Here is a 25,075-nt window from a genome sequence, read left to right on the forward strand (position 1 = left end):
GGGGGCCTCAGGCGGGAACGCCCCCATGGGGCCACCGCGAGCGCGTGGAGTCCTCCCGTCGCTTCACCCACATCCGATACGGCAGCAGCGCCGCGACGCGGATGAGCACATAGGCGCCGACGACCCCCGCGACCTGCAGCGCCCGCAGGTTCGGATAGCTCTGGCTGATGATGGTCATCGACAAGACGGGGTGCGCGAAGGCGGCGGCGATGGCCACGGCCTTGCGGTCCTCCAGCCGGGGGCCTCCGGCCCAGTGCCCCAGGAGCGCCGCCAGCGTCACCATCACCACCAGCGCCAGCACCGCGAGCCACGCGACCTTCAGGAGCTGGGGGCCGACGATGAACAGCAACACCACGGCCACGGCCAGCAGCAGGACGGTGAACAGCCGGTTGCACCAGGGCGCCAGGGCCGCCGCCGCGCGGGGGAAGAGCCGCTGGACGGCGATCCCCACCACGAGCGGCGGGAAGATCTTCACCGCGAGCAGGCGGAACACCAGGGCGGGAGTGGCCTCGAAGTCCACGCCCATGCGGACGTCCAGGCGTGCGACCCAGAACGGCACCGTCACGAGGGAGAACACGCACAGGAGCATCAGCAGGTTCATCGACGTCGTGGGACTGGCGCCGAACGACTTCGCCTGGTTCAACTGGAGCGGCGCGCCGGGGCAGACGGCCATCAGGAGGACGGCGCTGCCCACCACCGTCGGCAGGCGGAACAGCATGACGACGGCGAGGGCCACCAGCGGAACGAGCACCAGGACCACGAGCAGCGCGCGGAGGTAGAGCGCCGGGCGGTCGAGCACCTGCCGCAGCGCGCCGCGCTGCCGGACGAGCCCCTGGGTGAACATGAACAGGGTCACGATGTTGGACAACACGAACACGATGAGGGTCCTGAGCATGCTCGGCTCCTGTCGGGCGGCGCGCACCGGGCCCCACCATGGGTCTTCATCACTCGGGGCGTGCGTCGGAAGGGCCGGGCGACCGGGGCTCCGCGCCCACGTCCCCCCGCGCGCTCAACTCACGCTCTCCCGGAGCTGGTCGACGACCGAGAGGAACTGTCGGTCCAGCATGAGCAGCAGCCCCAGCGGCAGGAGCGCGGCGATGCCCACCGCGATGAAGGCGCGCCGGTCATAGAGGAACAGCCGCATCCGCCGCGAGACCTGGAAGGAGGTCCCCAGGTCCGTCAGCGACGAGAAGTCCTCGGCCGACAGCGGGTCCACCCCCGGTTCCCTCCGGAACCAGCGGTGCTCGAAGTCGCGGGAGTGGCGCGCCGCGACGACGGAGAACCAGGGGTCGCCCCAGCGCTTGGACTTGACCAGCGCCGAGCTGAAGAACGCGAGCGGCCCGAACACCACGAGGCACGACAGCACGCCGAAGATGAGCTGCGGCATCACGTACTCGATGGGGGCCTCGGTGATGGCGGCGGCGTTCCTCCGGAAGGAGTAGGCGGCGACGGGCATGGCCACCGCGAACACCACCATGGAGAAGCTGGCCTGACAGATGGGCAGGAAGCCCAGTCCCCCCATCATGTCCGGGTGGGTGGGGATCAGCGTCAGGGGCAGCCGCGAGGCCCGCCACAGGAACACCGTCCACACCACGCCCCGCCACAGCCACCGGAGCACCAGGAAGCGCAGCAGCGGTTGGGCCACCAGCAGGTACCAGGTCCCCGCCATCGTGACGTGATGGCCCGTGCCCTCGGACTCCAGCCAGTCACGCGTGCCGTCCGGGGGCACCAGCATCCCCAGGGCGAGCACCAACGCCACCAGGGCCAGCTCCACCGCCGGCAGGTCCCTCCAGTCCGTCACCCGCCGGAGGAGGGCCTCGTAGCGCGCCCTCCCCTCGCCTTCGATCAACATGGCCCGGGGAAACTGCCGGACCGCGACGCCGAGGCGACCGTCGATATAGGGCTCCGCCAGCACCAGCGCCGGTATCGACAGCAACAGCTCCGCGTGGACCTGGAGCTCGCGGAAGAGCCGCGCCAGCACGTCCCCCCGCTCCAGCGCGGCGAAGAGGACGATGGGCAGCCAACCCACCATCGCGAGGACGAACGCGCAGCGGATCACGCCTTGTCTCGGTGGACGGACGAGGTGCAGCCAGCGCATCAACCTGTACGCGGGCCCGCCTCGCACCAGGGAGAACTCCTGCCAGGGAATCGTCGCGACCATCGGATGCTCAGGGCTCCTCGAAGGGTTTCTGGACCCGCTGCGGGTCCTGCGTCTCCAGCAACGCCCGTTGGCGCTCACTCCCTTCACGCCTCCAGCGCGCCGCGTCTCCACTCGCGGAGGGCGCGAAGCACGATGTCCTCGAGGCGCTGCGCACGGCGGGGCCGTCCTCGCACGACGACAGGAAGTCGCGCAGGCGCCGGGCGATGCCGGGCGAACGAGGCATGCCCCCCAACCCCACCTCGGGCTCGCTCCACGTGCCGCGGCTCTCGCGCAGCGCGAACTGGCTTGGCAGGCAGAAGGCCTCACGGGGCGTGGTGGCGACCCAGCTGGGATTGCCGTGTCCCGCGTCGAGCATCACCGCCGCGCGCGTGCGCTGGGCCTCGGCCGCCAGCTCGATGAGGGTGTCCTTCAGCTCGAAGGGGCTGAGCTCGTGCAGCTCCCGCGCTCCGGGCGCGGCGGCTTCGCCCACGCGCGTGCCCGGGTCCGTCGTCGTCTGCGTGCCCATGCCGTCACCCTCCTGGCGCCGTGTTGGCCAGGACACGTTGTCCACGCGGTAACGGCTTGCCATCGAAGGCCCGCCTCGGCCGCGGGCGCTCGCGGGCTCGCGCGCTCCATCCCGAAGCGCCTCGCCTCCCCCGCCCTGGAGGACCGGATTGTCGTCGCGTCGGGGGCTCCCCAGCTTGCCGTCCGGGGGGCGCACGCGCCCCGCCTGCCGGAGAGCGAGGCGTCGGATGAGCACGGATGTCGTCGGCGAGGAAGCGGGCCGGAGTGGACACGTCAGCCGCAACGAGGTCGCCCCCGGGCCCGCGCCGCACCCTGGCATGGCGTGGATTCCGGGTGGCACCTACTGGATGGGCTCGGACCACCACTACCCCGAGGAGCGGCCCACGCATCAGGTGACGGTGAGCGGCCTCTGGATGGACGTCGCGCCCGTGACGAACGAGGCCTTCGCGCGCTTCGTCGAAGCGACCGGCTACGTCACCGTCGCCGAGCGTCCCCTGGCCCCGGAGGACTTCCCCGGCGCGCGCCCCGAGCTGCTCGTCCCCGGCTCCCTCGTGTTCCGCAAGACGGCGCACCGGGTGGACCTCAAGGACCTGACCCAGTGGTGGGTCTACACCCCCGGCGCCTGCTGGAAGCACCCCTCCGGCCCGGGCAGCGACTGGCGGGGCCGCGAGCGACATCCCGTGGTCCACGTCGGCTTCGAGGACGCGGAGGCGTACGCGGCCTGGGCCGGCAAGGCGCTGCCCACCGAGGCCGAGTGGGAGCGTGGCGCGCGTGGAGGGTTGGACCGCAAGGTCTACGTCTGGGGCGACGAGTTCGCGCCGGAGGGCCGGCGCATGGCCAACATCTGGCAGGGTGAGTTCCCCTGGCAGAACCAGAATCCGGACGGCCAGGAGGGCACGTCACCGGTGGGCAGCTTCCCCGCCAACGGCTACGGCCTCTTCGACATGGCGGGCAACGTTTGGGAGTGGACCACGGACTGGTTCCAGGAGCGCCACCAGGGCAACGGCGGGAAGCCCTGCTGCATCCCCGTCAATCCGCGCGGCCCCGCGTCGGAGGGCCGCAGCTTCGACCCCTGCACGCCCCAGGTCCGCATCCCCCGCCGCGTCCTCAAGGGCGGCAGCCACCTGTGCGCTTCCAACTACTGCCTGAGATACCGGCCCGCCGCGCGCTCCCCGCAGGCCGTCGACAGCGGGACGACGCACATCGGGTTCCGTTGCGTCGTCCGGCCGTTGGCCTCAGAGGGTTAGGACGACCTTGCCGAAGGTCTGGTTGGACTCCAGGCGCCGGTGCGCGTCCGCCACCTGCTCCAGGGGGAACACCGAGTCGACGATGGGGCGCACGCGCCCCGCCACCAACTCCGGCAGCCAGCGTTCGCGGAAGCGGCCCGTGACGGCCTCCTTCATGGGCTGGGACATGGGGCGCAGCGCGATGCCCTTGATCTGCAGGCGCCGGAGGATGACCTGCTTCAGGTCCAGGTCGGCCCACATCCCATCCAGTGCCCCCACGAGCACCAGGCTGCCGCCCTCCTTCAGCGAGGCGAGGTTGCGGGCCATGGCCGAGCCCCCGATGAAGTCCTCCACCACGTCGACCCCCACACCCCGTGTCCACCCGGCGACCGCGGCGCTGAAGTCCTCGCCGCGCAGCACGCCCGCCTCCGCGCCGAGCGCCACGCAGCGCCGCCGCTTGTCCTCCGTCCCCACGGAGACGAAGACGCGGGCGCCCACCGCTCGCGCCACCTGGATGCACGCGGTGCCCATGCCGCTCCCCCCGGCATGCACGAAGACGCTCTGCCCCTCGCGCAGCCCGCCCAGCTCGAGCAGCGACTCGTGCGCGGCGCAGAAGGCCTCGGGCGTGGCGGCGGCCTCGACGAAGGACCAGTCGTCGGGGACGCGGACGGCCATCCCCTCTTCCATCAGGCAGGCCTCCGCGTAGCCACCACCGTCCACCAGCCCGAAGACGCGGGCGCCGCGCTCGAAGGCGCGCACGTCCACGCCGACCGCCTCCACGACCCCCGCCACCTCCACGCCCATCAGCGGGCTGGCGGCGCTCGCGGGCGCCTGGTAGCCCCCCGCGCGTTGCACCAGGTCCATGCGGTTGAGCGCGGAGGCATGCACGCGCACGAGGAGCTGACGGGGACCGGGGACCGGGCGCGGCAGCTCCCGCAGGCACATCACCTCCGGGCCACCAGGCTGCTCCACCACCACCGCTCGCATCGCATCAGTAGTTCGCATCCACATCCACGCCATGGCCCCGGAAGGGCACGAGGAACGAGCGCTCGAAGGTCATCACCACCGTGCCGTCGGCCTTGAGGCCCCGGGTCTCCACGGTGACGACGCCCTGGGTCTTGCGTGAGCGGGACTTCCGCTTCGCCAACACCCGGCTCTCCGCGTAGAGCGTGTCGCCCACGAACACGGGCGCCGTCAACCGGATGCGATCCCACCCCAGGTTCGCCACGCCCTTCGCGCTGGTGCTGTTGAGACTCATCCCCCCCACGATGGCCAGCGTCACCAGGCTGGAGATCAGCGGGCGCTTCCACTCCGTCTTGCTCGCGTAGACGGCGTCGATGTGGAGCGGGTGGGTGTTGAGGCTCAGGAGGGACTGCCACATGTTGTCCACGTCCGTCAGCGTGCGGCCCGGACGATGCTCGAAGACGTCGCCCACCTCGAAGTCGTCATAGAAGAGGCCGTGCGTCTCGCGATACCGCTGCTTGCCCACCTTCCTGTGGGCAGCCACCATCTTCTTCATGGGTCTCCATTCCTGACGCCCGCGCGAAGCACCACGGGCGCCAGCACCTCCTCGAACTGCGCGGTGGCGAGGACTCGCCGGGCAACCGTCACCAGGGGCGGGCCAATCATGCTCCCACCCACCACCTGGATGCCTCCTTTTCCCTCACTCGCCTGCGCCAGCACCCGCCGCGCGTGGGCCACCATCTGCGACGTGGGCCGCAGCGCCGTGTGGACCACCCGCACCTGGTCCGGGTGGATGACGATCTTCCCGGTGTAGCCCAGCGCGCAGACGCGGCGCGTCTCGTCCTCCAGCTCCGCCAGGTCCACCAGGTCGAAGAACGGCGAGTCGATGGCGTTCACCCCGGCGATGGCCGCGGCGATGGCGATGCGCGAGCGCGCATACAGCATCGACTCCCAGGACAGCGGCACCCCCAACTGCGCGGACAGGTCCGCGGCGCCGAAGATGAGGCCCCGCAGCCGCGGCGTCGCCATGGCGATGGAGTCCACCGCCTCCACCCCGCGCGCCGTCTCGATGATGCCCAGCAGCGACAGCTCCGGGAAGCGCGCGCCGAGCAGCGCGTCGAGCTGCTGGAGCTCCGCCGGGGACTCCACCTTCGGCAGCATCACCGCGTCCGGCCTCGCGTCCGACTCCAACAGGGCCAGCACGTCGCGCAGCCCCGCTTCGGTGCGCAGGCTGTTGATGCGCAGGCACATGGGCCCCCGCATCCGGGAGCCCGACAGGTGGGCGATGGCCAACCGCCGCGCCTCGCTCTTGAGCGCCTGGGGGACACCGTCCTCCAGGTCCAGCAGTCCCAGGTCGGCCCCCACCTCCTCCGCCTTGTCGAAGCGCGTGGGGTCGAGCGCGGGGGTCACCAGGAACGTCCTGCACTGCAAGGGCATGGGCATGGCTCAGGTCCCGGGAACCGCCAGCTCGACGAGCGCGTCACACAGGCGCCGCAGGTCCTCCCGGCCGAGGTTGGAGCGGAGGATGATGCGCAGCCCCGCGCGTCCCTTGGGGACGATGGGGAAGAACACGGCCGAGGCATAGAACCCGCGCTCCATCAGTTGGCGCGAGCGCTCGACCGCCATGGACTCCGGCCCCACGTCGATGACCTTGATGGGGAAGTCCTCGCCCACGGTCCGCGTGGAGACCCGCTCGTCGAAGTAGCGGACGTTCTCCCGCAACAACCGTTGCCGGTCGTGCAGCTCCTTCGTCCCGTGCAGGCGCGCGGACGCCAGGCTCGCGCCGATGGCGGGGATGGACAGGCTCTGGGACCAGCCCAGCGGCCCCGCGAAGCGCCCCACCAGGTCCGCGTGCTGGCCAGGGCCGAGCAGCACCGCGCCCCCCGCCGTCCCGAAGCCCTTGCCCAGCGACCCGATGATGATGGTCCGCTCGTTGAGGGCCGCGCCCATCGACGCTCGCACGTACCCCTCCCCTGCCTCGCCGTAGAGGGAGAGGGAGTGGGAGTCGTCGAAGTAGAGGAACAGGCCGTACTTCTCCTGGAGCCGGAACAGCTCCTGGACGATGGCCACCCCGCCCATGGAGTAGAAGCCGTCCGCGACATACGCCACGCGCGCGTGCTTCCGGCACAGGTCCTCCAGGAAGTCGATGTCGTTGTGCGGCGCGGTGATGACGTGGGTCTCGTCCGCGCAGATGGGCTTGATGAGGTTCATCGAGAAGTGCGCGGACTTGTCGAAGACGAGGATGGGCTTCTGGCCGTCCGGCAGCAGGTGCCCCGACGCGATGAGCGGCAGGAGGCCCGCGCTGGCGGAGCTGGCGGAGTTGGTGACGATGGTCCGCGCGCGCCAGCGGCTGGACAGCTCCTCCTCCAGGTGGTCCAGGTCCGCCAGCCTCACCCGCAGCCGGGAGATGGACATGCACATCGTGCCCTCCCGGCGGAGCACGTCGATGGCCCCCTGGATGACGTCGGGATGGGAGTCCAGGCCCAGGTACGAGCAGGAGCAGGTGTTGATGAACTCACGACCATCCGACAGCGCGAGCGTCCCCTGTCGCGTGTTGTGGACCGACAGGTCCAGCAACCCCGCCTCCTTCGCCGCGGCGAAGGAGGGATTGCCCAGCCCGACCATCGACTCCGTGTTCCGATAGCGATTCTTGAGCTCCATGCCGCATCACCCCCGCTTTCCCGCATCCAGAAGACTCGCGCCCGGGCCCATCGCCAGCTCCGGGTCCACCAGCCCCTGGTCGATCAACTCCAGGAAGGCGGACAACATGCGCGCGGGCGTGGCCGGCTCGAACAGGTCGGTGCTGAACTCCAGCAGCCCCTCGAACCCGTCCTGCGTCTCCTGGAGCGACAGGGTCAGGTCGTAGATGGACGCGCCGCGATCCGCGGGCAGCCGCGTCTGCGTCAGCCCCGGCATCTCCAGCGGGCCCAACGGGGCGTTCTGCAGGACGAACATCACCTGGAACACGGGGGCCCGGTCCACGGGCCGGTTCGGGCACACCGCGTCCACCACCTTGTCGATGGGGACCTCCTGGTGGGCGTACGCGCCCAACGTGACGTCCCGCACGCGGCCGAGGAGCTGGCGCAGGCTGGGGTTGCCTCGCAGGTCCACGCGCAGCGCCACCGTGTTGACGAACAGGCCGATCAACGCCTCCAGCTCCGGGAAGGCGCGGTTGGCGATGGGCGACCCGATGAGCAGCTCCTCCTGGTCCGCCCGTCGGCAGACCATCGCGCCGAAGAGGGCCAGGAGCGCCATGAAGGGCGTGACGCGCTCGCGGTGGCAGAGGTCGTTGAGCGCGGCGCTGCGCTCGCGGCCCAGCGCCACCGGAATCCAGGTGCCGTTGAACGTCCGCGTCGGAGGCCGCGGCTTGTCGGTGGGCAGCGACACGGTCATCGGCGCGTCCGCGAGCGCGTCGCGCCAGTAGCGCATCCGCGACTCCAGCTCCGGCCCGGTCAACCAGGCGCGCTGCCAGGCCGCGTAGTCGGGGTACTGGATCTCCAGGGGTGGCAGGGCCGGACGCTCGCCCCGGGAGAGCGCCGCGTAGAGCGCGGAGACCTCCCGGGAGATGACCCCCTCGGACCAGCCGTCGGAGAGGATGTGGTGCTTGGCGAGGATGAGCAGGAACTCGTCGTCCGCCAGTCTGAGCAGCTCGCCTCGCACCAGGGGGCCCTGGGTCAGGTCGAACGGTTGACGGGAGTGGTGGGCGATGCGCCGCGCGATGACGTCCTCCACGTCGGCCTGTCCCCGCAGGTCGTGAATGGGCAGCAGCCCCCGGGGCGGGACGGAGACCTTCTGCACCGGCCGGCCGTCCTCCTCCCCGAAGGTGGTCCGCAGCGCCTCGTGCCGCTCCATCAGCGCCTCGATGGCGGCCACGAACGCCTCCGCGTCCAAGGGCCCCTCCAGCCGGTGGGCGATGGGCTGGCTGTACGCGGTGGACGTGGGGTTGGCCTTGAACATCCGCCACAGCCGCTCCTGCGAATACGACAGCGGCGCCGTGACACCCGCGGAGAGGCGGACCAGGGGCGGCATCGAGGTGGGCGGATCACGCGGCGCCGCCTCGATGCGCTGGGCCAGCTCCGCCACGGTGGCCCCCTCGAAGAGGACCCGCAGGGGCAGCTCCACCCCCAGCACGCCGCGCACGCGGGACATCAACTTCGTGGCGAGCAACGAGTGGCCGCCCAGCACGAAGAAGTCGTCATGGATGCCGACCCGGGGCACCTGGAGCACCTCGGCCACCAGCAGCGCGAGGCGGTCCTCCAGGGGGGTCCGGGGACGGGCCTCCCCCGCCAGGTCGAGGCCCTCTCGTGTCAGGTCCGGCCGAGGCAACGCGCCGCGGTCCAGCTTGCCATTCGCGGTGAGCGGCAGCGCCGGCAGCACCACGTAGGCGGTGGGGACCATGTACTCCGGCAGCCGCTCACGCAGGAAGGCACGCAGCGCGACCGGGGTCGGAGACGGGCCCACCGCCGGGACGACGTAGGCCACCAGCGCCTTGCCGCCAGGCATGTCCTCGCGCGCCACCACCGCCACCTCGCGCACCGCCGGGCTCCGGGAGAGCTGGACCTCCACCTCGCCCGGCTCGATGCGGTAGCCGCGCACCTTCACCTGGGCGTCGCGCCGCCCCAGGAACTGGAGTCGCCCGTCCGCCCGCCACCGCGCCAGGTCGCCGGAGCGGTACATCCGCGCGCCGCGCGCGCCGCTGAACGGATCCGGCAGGAAGCTCTCCGCGGTGAGGTCCGGCCGCCGCAGGTAGCCCCAGGCCAGGCCCTCCCCGGCGATGTACACCTCCCCCGGCACGCCGATGGGCACCGGGCGCAGGCCCGCGTCCAGGACGTACACGCGCGTGTTCGCGATGGGCCCTCCGATGGAGACCGAGGCCCCCACCGCCTCCTCCCGGGTGACGACCTCGCAGCAGGTGAACGTCGTGCCCTCGGTGGGGCCGTAGCCGTTCACCAGCCGGCCCGCGCGGCGGACGTGCTCCCGCACCCGGCCCGGAGGCAGCACGTCACCCCCCGCGAGCACCTGCCTCACCCGCGACATCGGCTCGGGCTGCGAGGCCACCATCTGCTCGAACAACGCGGACGTCAGCCACAACGTCGTGACGCCGTGCGCGTCCAACAAGCGCCCCAGCTCCTCGAGCGACAAGGCCTGCGGGGGCGCCACCACCAGCCGCCCGCCATGCAGCAGGCAGCCCCACAGCTCGAAGGTGGACGCGTCGAAGGACAGCGGCGCCAGTTGGAGGAAGACCTCGTCGGGGCCCAGCCGCGCGAAGCGCGACCCCATCACCAGTCGACTCACGGCGCGGTGCGGGACACAGACCCCCTTGGGACGTCCGGTGCTCCCCGACGTGTACATCACATAGGCCAGGTGCAGGCCGTGGACGGAGACATGCGGGGCCACCTCCGGCGACCGGTCGATGGCCGCCTGCTCCTGGTCCACCATGATGACCGGGGGCCCCGAGGCGGGGAGCTGCGCGTCCGTGTCCTCGTGCGCGAGCACGAGCGTCGCGGCCGTATCCTCCAGCATGAAGGCGAGCCGCTCGCAGGGCGCCGCCGGGTCCAACGGCACATAGGCCGCGCCGGTCTTGAGCACGGCCAGCACCGCGACGACCATGTCCACCGACCGCCGCAGGCAGAGCGCGACGCGGTCCCCCGCCCGGACGCCGCGCGACAGCAGGTACCACGCGAGCCGGTTGGCGCGCCGCTCCAGGGCGCCGTAGGTGAGCACCGCCTCCCCCGCCACGAGCGCCACCGCGTCCGGAGCGCGCCGGGCCCGCGCGTCGAAGAGACCGTGGAGGCTCGCGTCTCGCGGATAGGGCACCTCCGTCGCGTTCCACTCGCGGAGCACCTGCCGCCGCTCCACCTCCGACATCAGCGACAGCTCCGACAGCCGCAGGTGGGGCTGTTGGACGGCCCCCTCCAGCAGCCCGTACAGGTGGTCCATCCACCGCCGAGCGGTCTCCGAGGAGAACAGGTCCGTGCGGTACTCGAGCTGCCCCGACAGCCCGTGGGCGTGCTCGAACAGGGACAGGGTGAAGTCGAACTTGGAGGAGCCGCTGTGCACGTCCACCGGCGAGAACGCGAGGCCCTGCGTGGCGAGCCTCCCCATGGGCGTGTTGAGGAGCACCAGCGCCACCTGGAAGAACGGGGTCTGCCCCGGCCTGCGCTCCGGGCGCAGCGCCTCCACCAACCGCTCGAAGGGCACCTCCTGGTGGGAGAACGCACCCAACGCCGTCTCCCGCGCGCGCCCCAACAGGTCGAGGAACGACGGGTCGCCGTCCAGCTTCGTCCGCAGCACCAGGGTGTTCACGAAGAAGCCGATGAGCTCCTCCGTCTGGACCTGCTGCCGCCCCGCCACGGGCACGCCCACGGCCACGTCGTCCTGGCCGCAGTAGCGCGACAGGAGCGCCTGGAACCCCGCGAGCAACCCCATGAAGAGCGTGGCGCCCTGCGCCCGGCACAGCGTCCGCAACGCGCGCACGAGCGGCGCCGGCAGCTCCACCGGGAGGACCGCGCCGGGGCACGACGAGTCCGTCAACCGGGGCCCATCCGTCGGCAGCTCCAGCGCGGGAGGCATCCCGTCCAGGCAGCGCCGCCACCACGCCAGCTCACGCTCGAGCACCTCGCCCCGCAGGCGGCCACGCTGCCACTCGGCGTGGTCCGCGTACTGGTACGTGAGCTCCGGCAGCCCGGGCGGTCGCTCCGCGCTGAACGCCTCGTACAGCGCCACGACCTCGCGCACGAGCACCCCGAGCGACCAGGCGTCGGAGACGATGTGGTGCATCACCACCACGAGCAGGTGCTCCCGCTCCCCCAGCCGCAGCAGGCGCGTGCGCAGCAGCGGGCCTCGCGTCAGGTCGAAGGGGACGCGCGCCGACTCCCGGGCGATGCGCAGCGCGCGGGCCTCCCGCTCGAACTCCGGCAGCGACCGCAGGTCCTCCAGTTCGAGGACGGGCGCCAGCTCCCCGGGAGACGCGATGACCTGGCGAGGGGTGCCCGCGCGCGCATGGAAGGTGGTGCGCAGCGACTCGTGCCGGCGCACCACCTCCGCGAACGCACGCTCCAGCGCCGCCACGTCCAGCACGCCCTCCAGCCGCTGCGCCACCGGCATGTTGTAGAGCGGACTGCCCGGCAGGTACTGGTCCATGAACCACAGGCGCCGCTGCGCGAACGACAGCTCCGCCAGCCGCGCGCACGCCGGGAACGGCTCCAGCTCCGCCTCCTCCCCGTCCAACCTCGTGGGTGGGGCCACCGGGAGGACCTCGTCCTCCACCGGACGATGCGACGTGAGGGAGTCGATGCGCCGCGCCAGCCCCTCCACCGTCGGCAGGTCGAACAGCTCCTGCAGCGACAGCTCCGCCCGCAGCACGGAGTGGATGCGCGACACCACCTGCGTGGCCAGCAGCGAGTGGCCCCCCAGGTCGAAGAAACTGTCGAACACGCCGACCCTCGGCAGCTCGAGCACCTCGCGCCAGATGCGAGCGACGGCGCGCTCGGTCTCCGTGCGGGGCTCCATGGCATGTGTGGCGCTGCGCTCTTCGAGGCGGTCGGTGGAGCGTGGCTGGGTCATGGGCGGGGAACCTGGGAGGGGGCAATCCAGGTAAACAGGTCTTACCGAAAAAACCCGTCCAATTGAACGACATGACCCATCAAGGATGAGCGGTTCACATTTGGAGGGTGGATGTGACCCGGGCCCATACCGCTCCGCGCCAACGCCGTGCGAAAAAGTCGGTTGGGATTGTCGTATACTGTCCTGTTTCAGCCCGCGATGAGGGCCATGGTCCGGTTCATCCGGCTCAACCCCAGGCGCACGAGCGCGCGCCGGAAGTCCGCCTGGGCCCAGAAGAACTTCCGGAAGACGTCGCGCTCCAATCGCAGCAACGTGCAAGGTGTTGCGGCCCGCACCGTGGCGGTGGCAACGCGGCCCCGCAGCAGCGACACCTCACCGAAGATGGCCCCCTCCTCCATGTCTGGATAAGGCGTGGTGTGCCCGTCCAGGTGTGTATGGAATACGGAGCAGCGCCCGCGCAGGAGGATGTACAGGGCGGTGCCCGGGCTGCCGCGGGCCAGCAGCGTCTCCCCCGCGGAGACGGAGCACGGCACCAGGGCGCTCCCCAGTTGGAGCCACAGGTCCGGGGAGAGGGTCGCCAGCAGCGGGCTGCTGCGCACCGCGTCGGCGAGGAAGCGCTCGCGGCAGCGCATCGCGACGACAGGGCCCTCGAGCCCGTGGCGCGCGCCCGCCATGGCCAGGCCGCTGTGCGACAGCTCCCGCAGCACGGTGCGCCCCAGGGTGACCACCGTCGCCGTGCGGGGACAATCCGTCATCAACGTCATCTCACCGAAGAACTCCCCGGCGGACAGCTGGGCCACGGTCCGCGGCGCGCCCACGCCGCGCTCCCGCACCACCGCCACGCTGCCCTCCACGATGACGAACATCGACGCGCCCGCGTCCCCCTCCCGCACCACCATGTGCCCCGGCGGCAGGAAGCGCGTCCACACCGGCAGCGGCGCCCCGCCCACCTCCGCCCCGGACAGCACCGTGGCGGAGGCCGTCCCCCCTTGGGTCGCCCGCACGCCCGGAACGGACGGGGTCCATGGATTGAGAGCCAGACGCGACATCGGATGCCTCCCCAGCGGAGCAGGATTTCCAAGACAACTTAGAACTCACGCCGGCCGCGCGCAGTGAAGCGCTTCACACCTCGCGAATCACGACGCTCCACACGCTCATTCCAGCTGCTCCGGACGCACCAGGGTGATGCGGCCGCCCTCGTACGCCAGCAACCCCTCGCGGACGAAGAACCGCATCCACTTGTTGGCACTCTCCCGCGTGAGACCACAAAGACTGGCGATCTCCGTCTGGGTGAACCGCTGTGCGATGACGACGCCATCCGAAGCCCGCTGCCCCTGGTGCCGGGCGAGCTCCAGCAGCACGCGCACCAGCCGCTCGCGCGCGTCCAGGAAGTGCGTGTCGTGCACCAGCCGCGTCACGTGGCGGACCATCCGGCTCAACGTGGCCAGCAGCCCCAGCGCGAGCTGCGGGCGGGTGTCGAGGAAGCGCTGGAAGTCCTCGCGCTGGAGACTCAACAACTCCGTGTCCTCGCGCGCCACCGCGTCCGTCGACCGCGGCTCTCCATCCAACAGCGCCAGCTCCCCGAAGAAGTCCCCCCGCGACAGGAGCGCGAGGATGACCTCCTTGCCCTCGTGCGAGGACAACCGGATGGCCACCTCGCCCTGCTGGATGATGTAGAGCGAGCGCCCCACGTCTCCCTGGTGGAAGACCACGTCTCCCTTCGCGAACCGCCGCACCCGCAGCAGCGACGACAGGCTTTCGAGCGCGCTCGCATCGAGCCTCTCGAAGATGGAGACCTCCGACAGGAGCCGAACGTGCGACATGACATCTCCCCCCGGCCCCCGCCTTCCGCCAGGCAACAAGCGGGGACCCGCTGTCATCAAAACGCACTCGGGGGCAACCTTGCACGTCCCCCTCGGGAAGATGTCGTTCCCCAGACTTCGAAAGATTTCCCGGTCTTGACACCCTCCGTCATGCATGGCACTTAATCGCCAAAAATCGATAATGAGAACCATTCTCATTATCTTTGGTTTCGCAAGGACTCCTTGGGGTCCGGTGCGTGCGGGAGGACGGGGAATTCCATGGGTACGACGACCAGGGTGGCGCTCGTCACGGGCGCCGCGCAGGGGATTGGCGCGGAGGTCGCGAGGGTGCTGGCGGAGGACGCCATCATCGCCGCGCTCGACAGGAACGCCGAGGGCCTGCTCTCCCTGGTGGCGGAGCTGCGCGGCCAGGGCCGGCAGGCGACGGCGTGGCCCGTGGACGTGAGCGACAGCGCCGCGGTGGAGGCGGTCGTCGAGCGCGTGGAGCGGGAGCTGGGCCCCATCGACATCCTCGCCAACGTCGCGGGCGTGCTGCGGGTGGGCCCGGCCATGTCGCTCAGCGACGAGGACTGGGCCACGACCTTCGGCGTGAACACGGACGGCGTGTTCCACGTCTCGCGCGCCGTCGCGCGGCGCATGGTGCCGCGACGCTCGGGGGTCATCGTCACCGTCGGCTCCAACGCCGCCGGGACGCCGCGCATGCAGATGGCCGCCTACGCCGCGTCCAAGGCCGCCTCCACCATGTTCACCAAGTGCCTGGGGCTGGAGCTGGCCCAGTACGGCATCCGCTGCAACGTGGTGTCCCCCGGCTCCACTGACACGGCCATGCAACGCGCGCTGTGGAAGGACGAGTCCGGTGGCGAGGCCGTCATCGCCGGCGCGCTCGACGCCTTCCGCCTGGGCATCCCCCTGCGCCGCATCGCCTCGCCCCGCGACATCGCCAACGCCGTGCAGTTCCTCGTCTCCGACAAGGCCCGCCACATCACCATGCACGACCTCTGCGTCGACGGCGGCGCCACCCTCGGCGTTTGAGGGAGCCGTCCCCCTCCCTGGCGTCCCGGAGCGCTGTCCTCCGGTTCAATCTTGAGAATGAGTCCTAGTTTCACAATCGACATAGCAGTGTTCCGCCCAGGCGGCGCGGCTGACGCCGACCGCACCCTCGGCGCAGGAGGCTCGCAGTGAAGACACCCGGACACGACGTGGCACCCCAGAAGCTCGCCGCGCAGTTGCTGCGCAGCTACGAAGCGGGCTCTTCGTTCTTCTTCGCCTCGCCGCGCCGCACGCTGCTGGCGCAGGGCACCTTCGCGACGGTGCCGCACGCGGGTGGGACGAACTCGCTGGAGAAGCTGCCGGAGCGCGTGGCGAAGGTGCTGGCGGACGCGCGGCAGGCGGACCACGACATCCCCATCGCCGTGGGCGCGGTGCCGTTCGACGGCCGCGTGCCCGCGCAACTGGTGGTGCCGATGACGCTCCAGCGCGCCGGCCCGCTCGTGTTCGACGACACCGTGGCGCCCTCTCCGGGGCTGCCGCCCCGCTACACCGTGCAGCCCGTGCCGGAGCCCTCCGCGTACCTCGACGGGGTGGCCCGCGCGCTGAAGCTCATGGAGTCCGGGCCGCTGCGCAAGGTGGTGCTGTCGCGCTCGCTGCACCTGAGCGCGACCACGCCCATCGACCTGCAGCGCCTGCTGTACAACCTGGCGCGGCGCAACCCGTCCGGCTTCACGTTCGCCGTGGACCTGCCCCAGCGCCCGAGCGCCGCGCCCGGCGAGGGCCGCCGCACGCTCATCGGCGCGAGCCCCGAGCTGCTGGTGTCCCGCAACGGCATGCAGGTGCTGGCCAACCCCCTGGCGGGCTCGGCCGCCCGCAGCCCGGACCCCATCGAGGACCAGGCCCGCGCGGCCGCCCTGCTGGAGTCCCCCAAGGACCTGCACGAGCACGCGGTGGTCATCGACGCGGTGGCGGAGGCCATGCGTCCGTTCTGCAAGACGCTCGACGTGCCCGCGAAGCCGTCGCTCGTCAGCACCCAGACGATGTGGCACCTGTCCAGCCGCATCACGGGTGAGCTTTCGGACCCGTCCATCACCTCGCTGACGCTGGCCGTCGCGCTGCACCCCACGCCCGCCGTCTGCGGCTATCCCACGGAGCTGGCGCACGCGGCCATCGGCCACATCGAGCCGTTCGAGCGCGGCTACTACACGGGCACGGTCGGCTGGTGCGACGCCAACGGCGACGGCCAGTGGGCGGTGACGATCCGCTGCGCGGAGGCGGACGAGCACTCCCTGCGGCTGTTCGCGGGCGCGGGCATCGTCGCCGGCTCGAAGCCGGAGGCGGAGCTGGCGGAGACCGAGGCCAAGTTCCGCACCATGCTCCAGGCCATGGGCCTGGGACAGACCACCGGGGCCCAGCCGTGAGCGCGACCACCACCCGACTCCCGGGCTGCCCGGGCTGGCCCGAGGACTTCGCCGCGCGCTACCGCGAGGCGGGCTACTGGCGGGGGGAGACCTTCGGCCGGGTGCTGCGCGAGCGCGCCGCGCGCCATGGAGACCGGACCGCGCTCGTCGGCGGGACGGAGCGCTCCACCTACGCCCAGCTCGACGCGCGCGTGGACCAGCTCGCGGCGGGCCTCCAGGCGTTGGGGCTCCAGCCGAGGGATCGCGTGGTGGTGCAGTTGCCCAACATCCCCGCCTTCTACGAGGTCGTCTTCGCGCTCTTCCGCCTGGGCGCCCTGCCCGTCTTCGCGCTGCCCGCGCACCGGGACGTGGAGATCGGCTACTTCTGCGAGTTCACCGAGGCCGCCGCGTACGTCATCGCGGACCGCCACGGCGGGTTCGACTACCGCGCGCTCGCCAGCCGCGTGCGGGAGAAGACGCCCTCGCTGCGTCACGTGCTCGTCGTGGGCGACGCGGGCCCCTTCACCGCGCTCTCCAGCCTGTACGCCTCCGCGCCGGCGCGGCTCACCGAGCCTTCGCCCGAGGACGTCGCCTTCTTCCAGCTCTCCGGCGGCAGCACCGGCGTGCCGAAGCTCATCCCGCGCACGCACGACGACTACATCTACAGCCTGCGCGCGAGCGCGGAGATCTGCCGGCTGGACACGTCGAGCGTGTACCTGTGCGCGCTGCCGGCCGCGCACAACTTCCCCATGAGCTCTCCCGGCGCCTTCGGCACGTTCTACGCCGGCGGCACCGTCGTCCTCGCCCTGCACCCCAGCCCGGACGTGGCCTTCCCGCTCATCGCGAAGGAGCGCGTCACCCTCACCGCGCTGGTCCCTCCGCTGGCGATGGTGTGGATGGACGCGGCGAAGGCGGGCCGGCACGACCTGTCGAGCCTCCAGTACATCCAGGTGGGCGGCGCGAAGTTCAGCGCCGAGGCCGCCGCGCGCGTGCGCTCGACGCTGGGCTGCGGCGTGCAGCAGGTCTTCGGCATGGCCGAGGGCCTGGTGAACTACACGCGCCTGGACGACGCGGAGGCGCTCGTCGTCAACACCCAGGGACGCCCCATCAGCCCCGAGGACGAGCTGCGCATCGTCGACGAGGACGGCAACGACGTGGCCCCCGGCGAGACGGGGCAGCTGCTCACCCGGGGCCCGTACACCATCCGCGGCTACTACAAGGCGGAGGCCCACAACGCGCGGGCCTTCACCTCCGACGGCTTCTACTGCACCGGCGACCTGGTCCGGATGACGCCCGAGGGCTACCTCGTGGTGGAGGGGCGCGCGAAGGACCAGATCAACCGGGGGGGCGACAAGGTCGCGGCCGAGGAGGTGGAGAACCACCTGCTGGCGCATCCCTCCGTGCATGACGCCGCGGTGGTGTCCATGCCCGACGCATTCCTGGGCGAGCGCACGTGCGCGTTCGTCATCGCCCGGGGCGCCCCGCCGCCAGCCACCGCCCTCACGGGCTTCTTGCGCGAGCGCGGGCTCGCCGCCTTCAAGATTCCGGACCGCGTGGAGTTCGTCGACGCGTTCCCGAAGACCGGCGTCGGCAAGGTCAGCAAGAAGGCGCTGCGCGAGACGCTCAGCGCCCGTCCCGCCCCCCGTTGACGCCCCTCCCCTCCTTCCGACTCCGAAGCCCAAGGACCCCCTCATGGCCCTCCCTGCCATCGCGCCGTACCCCATGCCGCTCGCGGCGGACCTGCCCAAGAACAAGGTCGCGTGGATGCCCGACCCCAAGCGGGCCGTGCTGCTCATCCACGACATGCAGCGCTACTTCGTCGACGCGTTCACCTCGGGCCAGTCCCCGGTGAAGGAGCTGGTCGCGAACATCCAGCGCGTGCGCCAGCACTGCCTCGCCCATGGCATCCCGGTCGTGTACTCCGCGCAGCCCGGCGGCCAGACGCCCGAGCAGCGCGGCCTGCTGCTCGACTTCTGGGGGGGAGGCATCAAGGAAGGCCCCACGCAGAAGCAGATCATCGACGCGCTGACGCCCGGCGAGGGCGACATCCTCATCACCAAGTGGACCTACAGCGCGTTCCGCCGCACCGACCTGATGGAACAGCTCAAGGCGCGCGGACGCGATCAGATCATCATCTGCGGCATCTACGCGCACATCGGCTGCCTGCAGACGGCGAGCGATGCGTTCATGAGCAACGTGCAGCCGTTCCTCGTCGCGGACGCGCTGGGGGACTTCTCGCTCGCCCACCACCAGCTCGCCCTCAGCTACGCCTCGCAGCTCTGCGCCGTCACCACCGTGGCGGACCAGGTCATCGAGCAGTTGGGACCGGCCCCCTCGGCCACCACCGACGCGCTCACGCCGCGGCGCATCCGCGAGGACGTCGCGGAGCTGCTCCAGGTGGCCCCCGCGGAGCTGAGCGACGTGGACAACCTGCTCGAGCGTGGCCTGGACTCCATCCGGCTGATGAGCCTGGTGGAGCGCTGGCGGAGCGCGGGCTCGGAGGTCACCTTCGTCGAGCTGGCCGAGCGGCCCACGCTGGACGAGTGGTGCGCGCTGCTCTGCCCCGCACTCGCGATGCCATCCCCCGCCGTCGACGTCCGGCCCTCCCTCAATCCCCCCTCGTAGGCCCCGGCGCGCGGGCCCCCGTCCGCGCCCCGCCACGGAGTCCCCGGTGATGCACGAGTCACACGCCAAACACCTGCCGTTGTCGGCCGCCCAGCACGGCATCTGGGTGGGGCAGCAGTTCGACCTCACGAGCCCGGTCTACAACGCGGGAGAGTGCATCGAGATTCGTGGCGCCGTCGTCCCCGCGCACTTCGAGGCAGCGGTCCGCCAGGCCGTCGGCGAGGCCGACGCGCTCCACGCCCGCTTCATGGCGACGGAGCAGGGCCCGGTCCAGTGGCTGGGAGACCGTGACGCCTGGACGCTGCACCAGGCCGACGTCAGCGGCGCCCCCGACCCGTGGACCGCGGCGTTGGCGTGGATGAAGGAGGACCTGGGCCGCACGGTCGACCTGGAGCGGGGCCCGCTGTTCGCCCAGGCGCTGTTCAAGGCCGGCCCCGAGCGCTACTTCTGGTTCCAGCGCGTCCACCACATCGCCGCGGACGGCTTCGCCTTCTCGTTGCTCGCGCGGCGCGTGGCGGACCTCTACACCGCGCGCGTGACGGGGCGGCCCGCGCCCGCCGGCTTCGGCCCCCTGTCCCCCGTTTTGGACGAGGACGCCGCCTACCGCGCGAGCCCCCAGTTCGAGCAGGACCGCGCCTTCTGGCTCGGGCGCCTCTCCGATGCGCCGCTCCCGGTGACGCTCGCCGAGCCCGCCCCCATGTCCGCGTCGTTCGCGCGGACGACGCGCCAGTTGTCGAAGGCCGACCTGGAGCGGATGCAGGCCACGGCGAAGCAGGCGGGGCTGACCTGGCCGGACCTCGTGCTCGCCGCCGCCGCGGCGTGGGTCCACCTGCGCACGGACGCGCCGGAGGTCGTGCTGGGCCTGCCGGTGATGACGCGGCTCGGCTCGGCGGCGATCCGCGTGCCCTGCATGGCGATGAACATCGTGCCCCTCCGGGTGCCCGTCCCGCCAGGCGCGAGCCTCACCGAGCTGGCGCGGAACATCGCCGCGGAGCTGCGGGCGTCGCGGCCCCACCTGCGCTACCGCTACGAGCAACTGCGCCGGGACCTGCGTCGCGTGGGAGGCCAGCGCAAGATCTTCGGCCCCGTCGTCAACCTCATGCCGTTCGACTACGGCCTGAAGTTCGCGGGCCTCCCGACCCTCGCGCACAACATCTCCGCGGGCCCGGTGGAGGACCTGTCCATCGGCATGTACGCGCGCTCGGACGGAGGAGGGCTCCGAGTCGACTTCGACGCGAACCCCACCTGCTACGCCACCAGCACGTTGGAGTCCCACCAGCGTGACTTCCTTCAATGGCTCGACACCTGGCTGGGCGCCCCCACCGCGCCGTTGCGGCCGCGCGCCGGCTCCGGCGCGACGTCGGAAGCGCGGACGAAGGCCCCGGCGTCCCTCCTCGACGGCGGCCCGTTGCCGGCCCACGCCCAGCCCGTCCTCGCGCTGCTCGCCCGGCATGAGCGGGAGCGTCCGGACGTCATCGCGGTGGAGCATGGCGCCTTCCACCTGACCTACCGCGAGTTGCTCCAGGCCGCCCGGGAGCTCGCGGGACGACTCGTGGCCGAGGGCCTCCAGGCCGACACGCCGGTGGCGGTCCAGGTCCCGCGCGGCCTCGATGCCGTCATCGCCTCGTTGGGGGTGATGCTCGCGGGGGCGGGATACCTGCCCCTGGACCCGAACGGCCCCGCCTCACGCACCGCGGCCATCCTCGACGACGCGGCCCCGGCCCTGCTGGTGACGCCGGCCTCCCCCCAGGCGCGCACGGATGCGACGCCGCGCGCGGCGGGGCAGCTCGACATCCAGCGGCGGAACCCGGCCGCGCGACGCGCCCCCGAGCGCAACGAGGGCGAGCGGCTCGCCTACGTCATCTACACGTCCGGCTCCACGGGCCAGCCCAACGGCGTGCAGATCACCCGTGGCGCGCTGGCGCACTTCGTCGCGGGGGCGACGCACCGGTATGGCATCCACGCCGGCGACCGCATCCTCCAGTTCGCGCCCCTGCACTTCGACGCCAGCGTGGAGGAGCTCTTCCTCAGCCTGTGCAACGGGGGCCGGCTGGTCCTGCGCACCGACGAGATGCTCCAGTCGGTGCCCCGCCTGTTGGAGGCCAGCGCCGAGCACGGCATCACGGTGCTCGACCTGCCCACGGCCTTCTGGCACGAGCTGGCATACGCCGTGTCCACGGGCGCGGCGCGCCTCCCACCCTCCATCCGCATCGTCATCATCGGCGGCGAGGCGGCGCTGCCGGAGCGCGTGGCCCGCTGGCGCGCGGCCGTGGGGCCTGGCGTACAGCTCCTCAACACCTACGGCCCCACCGAGGCCACGGTGGTGGCCACCGTCGCCAACCTGAGCGAGGGTGACGCGGGTCGCGGAGAGGTCCCCATCGGTGTGCCGCTCCCCGGCGTCCGCGCCGTCCTCGTCGACTCGGAGCAGCGGCTCGTCCCTCGTGGCGAGGAGGGAGAACTCTGCCTGCTCGGCGGAGCGCTCGCGCGAGGCTACCTGGGCCGGCCGGAGCTGGACGCCGCCCGCTTCATCACGCTCGCGGCGCTGCCGGAGAAGCCCCGCGCCTACCGCACCGGCGACAAGGTCCGACTGCGGGAGGATGGGCAACTGGTGTTCGTCGGTCGCGTGGACGACGAGCTGAAGATCAGCGGCCATCGCATCGACCCCTCCGAGGTCGAGACGGTGCTCCTCGGCCACGCGGGCGTACGCGAGGCGGCGGTGGTCGGCCAGACGCTCCCGAGCGGCGCTCGGCGGCTCTGCGCCTATCTCGTCGCGGACGCGCCCGCGCCCTCCGTGTCCGACCTGCGCAAGCACCTGTCCGCGAACCTGCCGGCGCCCATGGTGCCGGGCTCCATCCAGTTCGTGGAGCACCTGCCGCGCACGCGCAACGGGAAGATCGACCGGGCGGAGCTGCGCAAGGCCGCGCCGGTCGAGGACGCCACGTCCACCGGCAGCGGCGGCACGGCGCTGGAGCGTGTCGTGCTCCGCGTCTGGGAGGAGGTCCTCGGCGCCACGGGACTCACGGCCCAGGACGACTTCTTCGAGCGGGGGGGCCAGTCCCTCCAGAGCATCCAGGTCGCCAACCGGCTCGGCATCGCGCTGGGGCGGGAGGTCTCCGTCGCCACGGTGTTCCGCTACCCCACCGCGGCGGCGCTGGCCCAGGCCCTGGAGCACGGACAGGACGCCGGGACGGGCACGCACGCGGGCCCCTCCGCCACGGTGCTGACGGATGCCGTGCTCCCGGAGGACATCGTCCCCCACCTGGGCCCGGCGGCGACCGGCGCGAGGACGTTCGGCTCGCTCCTGCCGGCGCCTCGCCAGGTCCTGCTGACGGGCGCCACGGGCTTCGTCGGTGCCCACCTGCTCGACCAGCTCCTGCGCCAGACGCAGGCCCGCGTGGTCTGCCTCGTCCGCGCCGCGGATGAGGCGCAAGCCATGGAGCGGCTGCGTGAGGCGCTGAAGGCCCAGCAGCTGCCGACCCACGCACTCGCGGGACGCGTGCGCGCCGTCCCCTCCGACCTCACCCAGCCCTGGCTCGGGCTCGACGCCGCGCGCTTCCATGGCCTCGCGTCCGAGTGCGACGTCGTCTTCCACAACGCCGCGGTGGTCAGCGTGGTGCGGGAGTACGGCAGCCTCCAGGCCGTCAATGTCCGCGGCACGCGAGAGCTGCTGCGCCTGGCCGCGGCCGTCCGCCCCAAGCCGTTCCACTACGTCTCCACGCTCGCCGTGGCGCCCCAGGCGAACGTCAGCCCCGAGGTGCCCGAGGCCTTCGTTCCAGCCCACGCCGGCCTGCGTGACGGTTACCAGCAGAGCAAGTGGGTCGCGGAGCGGCTCGTGCAACAGGCCTCCGAGCGCGGCCTCCCCGTCGCGGTGTACCGGCTGGGGCGCGTCGTGGGCGCCACGGACACCGCCATCGTCAATCCGCAGGACCTGGTGTGGCGCATCCTCCTGGCCGGCGTCCCCGCGGGCGCCCTGCCCCAGCTCGACGTCGGCGAAACGTGGACGCCGGTGGACTACGTGGCCCGGGCGCTGGTCCGGCTCATGGGCAACGCGCGGCCGGGGGACGTCTTCAACGTGACACCCGTCCCGGACGTCCGCCTGCCCGACCTCTTCCGCTGGGTCCGTGAGTACGGCTACCCCGTCGAGCTGCTCCCCGTCCCCGCCTGGCGCGCGCGTGTCGCCGAGCGCGCGGGCTCCGCGGACAACACCACCACCCTCGCGTTCTTCGACCTGCGCTCGGGCACCTCGGAGCCTGCCTTCGGCCTGGGGCCCATCCGCTGTCACCGGCTGCACGAAGCGCTGGAGGGCACCGGCATCTCCTGCCCTCCGGCGGATCGCACCCTCTTCTATCGCTATCTCGGCCACTGCGTCGCGCGGGGACTCCTGCCGGCGGCGCCTGGCCCTCACACGGAAACGGCCCTCTCGTGACGACTCGCACCTGGAATCCCCGCACCTGGCGGGAGAAGCCCGTGAAGTACATGCCGGACGACTACCCCGAGCCGCGCGCCCTCACGCGCGTCGAGCAGGAGCTGGCCCGGCTGCCCCCGCTGGTCAACCCCTCGGAGACCCGGCGCCTGACGGCGGCGCTGGCCCGCGTCGCCGAAGGCAATGCCTTCCTCCTCCAGGGCGGTGACTGCGCGGAGAGCTTCAAGGAGTTCACCACGGACAACATCCGCGACACCTTCCGCCTCATCCTGCAGATGGCGGTGGTGCTCACCTTCGCGGGCGGACGGCCCGTGGTGAAGGTCGGCCGCATCGCGGGCCAGTTCGCCAAGCCGCGGACCAGCCCCGTGGAGACCCTCGGCGGCGTCACGCTCCCCGCCTACCGCGGCGACATCATCAACGGCATGGACTTCGACGCCGCCGAGCGCACGCCCGACCCCCAGCGGCTGCTCAAGGCGTACCACCAGTCCTCCGCCACGCTGAACCTGCTGCGCGCCTACTCACAGAGCGGCTACGCGGACCTCACCAACCTCCATCGCTGGACGCTCGACTTCATCGAGGGCACCCCGCAGGGAGACCAGTACCGGAAGCTGGCGGACTCCATCTTCGAGTCCCTGTGCTTCCTGCGCGCGCTGCATCCGACGCCCGACCACACGTCCACGCCCATGCCCGTGGACCTCTTCACCAGCCACGAGGCCCTGCTCCTCAACTACGAGGAGGCCATGACCCGCCAGGAGCCCTCCTCGGGCCACTGGTTCGACGCCTCCGCGCACATGCTCTGGATTGGCGAGCGCACCCGTCAGCCCGAGGGCGGGCACCTGGAGTTCATGCGCGGCATCCGCAACCCCATCGGCGTCAAGTGCGGCCCCACCCTGGAGCCGGACGAGCTGGTGCGGCTCGTGGACATCCTCAACCCCGAGGGCATCCCCGGACGCCTCACGCTCATCGGACGCTTCGGCTCCGACAAGGTCGCCGACTGCCTCCCCAAGCTCATGGCCGCCACACGCCGCGACGGCCGCCCCGTCATCTGGTCCATCGACCCCATGCACGGCAACACGCACAAGGCCAGCAATGGCTACAAGACCCGCTCCTTCGACCGCATCCTCGCCGAGGTGAAGTCCTTCCTCGAGGTCGCCGCCGCGGAGTCTGTCCATGCCGGCGGCATCCACCTCGAGATGACCGGCCAGAACGTCACCGAGTGCCTGGGAGGCCACTTCCCGGTGACCGAGGACGACCTCTCCAGCCGCTATCACACACATTGCGATCCGCGCCTGAACGCAGACCAGGCACTCCAGCTTTCCTTCAGGGTCGCAGAAAAACTTCGCACTTCGAAAAGCCCGAGAGCCCGCGCGGCGTGAACCTCCCCCCAACCCTTG

The 25,075-nt window shown here is 71.7% G+C and carries 17 protein-coding genes; 7 read left to right on the plus strand and 10 right to left on the minus strand.

All coding sequences use genetic code 11. From position 1 onward, the window contains the following. Window positions 1–7: 7 nt before the first annotated feature. The 3 genes from LZ198_RS11295 to LZ198_RS11305 all read right to left on the minus strand — a co-directional run bounded on the left by LZ198_RS11295 (window position 8) and on the right by LZ198_RS11305 (window position 2,666). Window positions 8–895 carry a hypothetical protein gene (locus tag LZ198_RS11295; protein WP_253971927.1) on the minus strand — a complete coding sequence of 296 codons (888 nt, stop codon included), beginning with the start codon at window positions 893–895 and terminating at the stop codon, window positions 8–10. Window positions 896–1,009: 114 nt separating this feature from the next. Further along, entirely contained in the window at window positions 1,010–2,161 is a 1,152-nt protein-coding gene (locus LZ198_RS11300) for a hypothetical protein (protein ID WP_253971928.1), read from the minus strand. Window positions 2,162–2,168: 7 nt separating this feature from the next. Next, a complete protein-coding gene (locus tag LZ198_RS11305; RefSeq protein WP_253971929.1) occupies window positions 2,169–2,666 on the minus strand; it encodes a hypothetical protein in 498 nt (165 codons plus the stop codon). 226 nt (window positions 2,667–2,892) lie between these two features. On the opposite strand from LZ198_RS11305, the gene LZ198_RS11310 reads away from it, so the two are divergent. Then, window positions 2,893–3,912 carry a formylglycine-generating enzyme family protein gene (locus tag LZ198_RS11310; protein WP_253971930.1) on the plus strand — a complete coding sequence of 340 codons (1,020 nt, stop codon included), beginning with the start codon at window positions 2,893–2,895 and terminating at the stop codon, window positions 3,910–3,912. Here the strand turns inward: LZ198_RS11310 and LZ198_RS11315 are convergent. From LZ198_RS11315 to LZ198_RS11345, 7 genes are all read right to left on the minus strand, one after another. Then, on the minus strand, window positions 3,901–4,896 hold the full coding sequence (locus LZ198_RS11315) for an NAD(P)H-quinone oxidoreductase (RefSeq protein WP_253971931.1): 996 nt from the start codon (window positions 4,894–4,896) through the stop codon (window positions 3,901–3,903). The two genes, LZ198_RS11310 and LZ198_RS11315, sit on opposite strands and share 12 nt — an antisense overlap. After that, complete coding sequence (locus LZ198_RS11320; protein ID WP_253971932.1) at window positions 4,883–5,410, minus strand: MaoC/PaaZ C-terminal domain-containing protein; 528 nt, start codon at window positions 5,408–5,410, stop codon at window positions 4,883–4,885. The genes LZ198_RS11315 and LZ198_RS11320 overlap by 14 nt, the downstream gene beginning before the upstream one ends. Further along, a complete protein-coding gene (locus LZ198_RS11325; RefSeq protein WP_253971933.1) occupies window positions 5,407–6,297 on the minus strand; it encodes an aldolase/citrate lyase family protein in 891 nt (296 codons plus the stop codon). Before LZ198_RS11325 ends, LZ198_RS11320 begins: the two co-directional genes overlap by 4 nt. A gap of 3 nt (window positions 6,298–6,300) precedes the next feature. Then, window positions 6,301–7,515 carry an aminotransferase class I/II-fold pyridoxal phosphate-dependent enzyme gene (locus LZ198_RS11330; RefSeq protein WP_253971934.1) on the minus strand — a complete coding sequence of 405 codons (1,215 nt, stop codon included), beginning with the start codon at window positions 7,513–7,515 and terminating at the stop codon, window positions 6,301–6,303. A gap of 6 nt (window positions 7,516–7,521) precedes the next feature. Further along, window positions 7,522–12,420 (minus strand): non-ribosomal peptide synthetase, encoded by a 4,899-nt coding sequence (locus tag LZ198_RS11335; protein ID WP_253971935.1) that lies wholly within the window; start codon window positions 12,418–12,420, stop codon window positions 7,522–7,524. Between the two features lie 188 nt (window positions 12,421–12,608). Beyond that, window positions 12,609–13,469: a cyclic nucleotide-binding domain-containing protein gene (locus tag LZ198_RS11340; RefSeq protein ID WP_253971936.1), complete on the minus strand. Its 861-nt coding sequence runs from the start codon at window positions 13,467–13,469 to the stop codon at window positions 12,609–12,611. Window positions 13,470–13,574: 105 nt separating this feature from the next. Then, on the minus strand, window positions 13,575–14,243 hold the full coding sequence (locus LZ198_RS11345; protein WP_253971937.1) for a Crp/Fnr family transcriptional regulator: 669 nt from the start codon (window positions 14,241–14,243) through the stop codon (window positions 13,575–13,577). 258 nt (window positions 14,244–14,501) lie between these two features. Between LZ198_RS11345 and LZ198_RS11350 the strand changes: the two genes are divergently transcribed. The 6 genes from LZ198_RS11350 to LZ198_RS11375 all read left to right on the plus strand — a co-directional run bounded on the left by LZ198_RS11350 (window position 14,502) and on the right by LZ198_RS11375 (window position 25,057). Continuing rightward, the gene (locus LZ198_RS11350) at window positions 14,502–15,275 is read left to right on the plus strand and encodes a 2,3-dihydro-2,3-dihydroxybenzoate dehydrogenase (protein ID WP_253971938.1); all 774 of its coding nucleotides are present in this window, start codon (window positions 14,502–14,504) and stop codon (window positions 15,273–15,275) included. A gap of 146 nt (window positions 15,276–15,421) precedes the next feature. Then, window positions 15,422–16,654 carry an isochorismate synthase DhbC gene (dhbC, locus tag LZ198_RS11355; RefSeq protein WP_253971939.1) on the plus strand — a complete coding sequence of 411 codons (1,233 nt, stop codon included), beginning with the start codon at window positions 15,422–15,424 and terminating at the stop codon, window positions 16,652–16,654. Continuing rightward, a complete protein-coding gene (locus LZ198_RS11360; protein ID WP_253971940.1) occupies window positions 16,651–18,282 on the plus strand; it encodes a (2,3-dihydroxybenzoyl)adenylate synthase in 1,632 nt (543 codons plus the stop codon). The genes dhbC and LZ198_RS11360 overlap by 4 nt, the downstream gene beginning before the upstream one ends. Before the next feature lie 43 nt (window positions 18,283–18,325). Next, window positions 18,326–19,258 (plus strand): isochorismatase family protein, encoded by a 933-nt coding sequence (locus LZ198_RS11365; RefSeq protein WP_253971941.1) that lies wholly within the window; start codon window positions 18,326–18,328, stop codon window positions 19,256–19,258. 49 nt (window positions 19,259–19,307) lie between these two features. Then, window positions 19,308–23,684 (plus strand): myxochelin non-ribosomal peptide synthetase MxcG, encoded by a 4,377-nt coding sequence (mxcG, locus tag LZ198_RS11370; RefSeq protein WP_253971942.1) that lies wholly within the window; start codon window positions 19,308–19,310, stop codon window positions 23,682–23,684. Continuing rightward, complete coding sequence (locus tag LZ198_RS11375) at window positions 23,681–25,057, plus strand: class II 3-deoxy-7-phosphoheptulonate synthase (protein ID WP_253971943.1); 1,377 nt, start codon at window positions 23,681–23,683, stop codon at window positions 25,055–25,057. The genes mxcG and LZ198_RS11375 overlap by 4 nt, the downstream gene beginning before the upstream one ends. The last annotated feature ends 18 nt before the right edge of the window (window positions 25,058–25,075 follow it).

This window comes from Myxococcus dinghuensis (assembly GCF_024198235.1).
GTDB lineage: Bacteria > Myxococcota > Myxococcia > Myxococcales > Myxococcaceae > Myxococcus > Myxococcus dinghuensis.